At 67.1% G+C, this 1878-nt stretch carries 5 protein-coding genes; 1 reads left to right on the top strand and 4 read right to left on the bottom strand.

What is annotated here, in order from left to right; translation table 11 throughout:
- Window positions 1–82: 82 nt before the first annotated feature.
- The 4 genes from ACRDPS_RS22195 to ACRDPS_RS22180 are packed head-to-tail and all read right to left on the bottom strand — an operon-like array spanning window position 83 to window position 1480.
- Window positions 83–568: a hypothetical protein gene (locus tag ACRDPS_RS22195; RefSeq protein ID WP_431503837.1), complete on the bottom strand. Its 486-nt coding sequence runs from the start codon at window positions 566–568 to the stop codon at window positions 83–85.
- Complete coding sequence (locus ACRDPS_RS22190; protein ID WP_431503836.1) at window positions 565–993, bottom strand: GIY-YIG nuclease family protein; 429 nt, start codon at window positions 991–993, stop codon at window positions 565–567. Before ACRDPS_RS22190 ends, ACRDPS_RS22195 begins: the two co-directional genes overlap by 4 nt.
- Window positions 990–1250, bottom strand: coding sequence for a hypothetical protein (locus ACRDPS_RS22185; protein WP_431503835.1), 261 nt, complete (start codon window positions 1248–1250; stop codon window positions 990–992). The genes ACRDPS_RS22190 and ACRDPS_RS22185 overlap by 4 nt, the downstream gene beginning before the upstream one ends.
- Window positions 1247–1480, bottom strand: coding sequence for a helix-turn-helix domain-containing protein (locus ACRDPS_RS22180; RefSeq protein WP_431503834.1), 234 nt, complete (start codon window positions 1478–1480; stop codon window positions 1247–1249). Before ACRDPS_RS22180 ends, ACRDPS_RS22185 begins: the two co-directional genes overlap by 4 nt.
- Window positions 1481–1683: 203 nt before the next feature.
- Between ACRDPS_RS22180 and ACRDPS_RS22175 the strand changes: the two genes are divergently transcribed.
- A partial coding sequence (locus ACRDPS_RS22175) for a helix-turn-helix domain-containing protein (RefSeq protein ID WP_431503833.1) occupies window positions 1684–1878 on the top strand: 195 nt, incomplete at its 3' end.

Here is a 1878-nt window from a genome sequence, read left to right as displayed (position 1 = left end):
TTGGGGCCCTTGGTGTGTGTTCTGAAGTTGGTCTCCGGGGGCCGCGGCTGCTCGACTGCGGTTCGTCACGCCCCCGGAGGTCTCAGGTGCCGAGCCAGCGCCAGACGCGGGCGGGCTTGCCGGTGTTGCGGCCGTGCTTGTCGTTCGAGATCGTGTGGTCGAGCGAGGCACGGATGAGGCCCGCCTTCGCCGCCCGGTTGTAGAAGGCACCGATGCGCTGGGGCTTGATCTCGCCGCGGAGCCAGGGGCGCACCACGTTCTGGTCGATGTGACCCGTGGTCCTGGCGACCTCGCGGAGGACGCCGATGAAGTGGTCCCACTCGTGGGCTTCCTGCGGGGTCGCGGGGTGCTCTTCGGCGGCCAGCGTCAGGAGATCGGCGGTGCTGTCATCGACCGGTGCCCAGCGAGGTACCGAGACGGCGGCTTGGCTTCCCGTCCGCACCGCCGTCTCGGAGATTCCGCCGGCCGCCGGGGAAGGAGCGGCCGGAAGCTTGGTCTGTGCGGCGGCGTACTCGGCCTGCTCGTCTGCGACGGGGCGGAGGACGAAGTCGAGGGAGTCGGGGATCATGACGCGGCCTCTTCATCGGCGAGCCAGGCCGCGTTCGGCTTGTCGTGTACGTGGCACCAGGCGTCGGTCTCGATCTCGCAGCGACAGAGCGTCTCCGTGGCCAGCTCGAGGTGTCCGCGGTCGACGAGGTAGCGGGCGACATGGACCTGCGAGAACATCGCCCCGCCGCCACGCTCGTGCGTGTTGAACAGCGGGTCCTCGACGCGGATCGCGTCGTGCTCTGCTGCCCTGGCCGCCTTGAGGTTGGGGTACGGGTCGGAGACTGTGTGGCGAGCCATGCAGGCGGTCAGCCAGCGGCTGCACTTCCGGGGGCTCGAGTGGTGGTTGTGCATCCGCTTCTTGATGTCCGCCGTGCACCCGATGTAGATCAGGAAGTCGTCGGCGTCGAAGCAGCGGTAGAGGTAGTGGGGGCGCTGGATACTCATGACGCACGCGCCGATCGGGAGGTGAGCCCGTTCTTGGGTGCTTCCTTCTTGGGCTGACGCTGGGCCTTGGTCCGGGACGCGATGATCTGCTCGGCCTGCTGCTCGGTGAAGCGCACGTCGTAGCGGCTGAGCTGCACATGCGGCCAGCCGTGACGACGGCGCAGGACGTGGAGCTTGGCCACATCCGGGTCGCCCTGCTCATCCAGCAGTGCCAGACGCTCGGCGAGGACGGCGTCGGTCAGGAGCACGGTGCTCATGACGCCTCCGCAGCGGGTACCTTGGTTGTGATGCGCTCGGCGTACTCGAGGACCGAGGTCCGTCGGATCCGCCACAGGTTGCCGACCTTGCCTGCCTTCAACTCGCCGGAGACGCAGAGAGCGCGGATGGTCCACGGCCTCAAGCCGCCGAGCATCTGGCCCGCTTCCTCGACAGAGATGAGGAGCGGCTGGGCCGACTCGCTATCTCGCGCTACTTCGCTGTACCTCATGGCACATAGTTCTATACCGTGCGGCCCACCAAGGGCAAGTAGATACGCCGCATGGCACGTAGAAATGGCCCACTTGGGCTATAGAGAGATACCAATGGCACGCGTTTCGCTGGTCCACGCGGCTCATCTCGCCGTCCCAACAATCAGCCACAAGGAGGTGTCATTCGATGGATACCCGGCTGGGTGCTGAAAGACTGCGCCCCATGAACAACGAGGCTCCCCCCTCCCGCGCCGACCGTGGCGCCAGGATCGATCGCCGCATGCGCGTGCTCGGGGTCAGCCAGCGCCAGCTCGCCGAGCACCTGGGCATGAGCAGGACCACCGTGGGCAAGGCAGTCGACGGAGACGAGGGCGTGCTCGAGCGCAACCTGAAGAAGATCGAGAGCGGACTGGCCGAG

It is taken from the genome of Nocardioides sp. (assembly GCF_050699375.1).
In the GTDB taxonomy this organism is placed as follows: domain Bacteria; phylum Actinomycetota; class Actinomycetes; order Propionibacteriales; family Nocardioidaceae; genus Nocardioides.
This window is presented reverse-complemented; position numbering and strand designations above follow the sequence as displayed.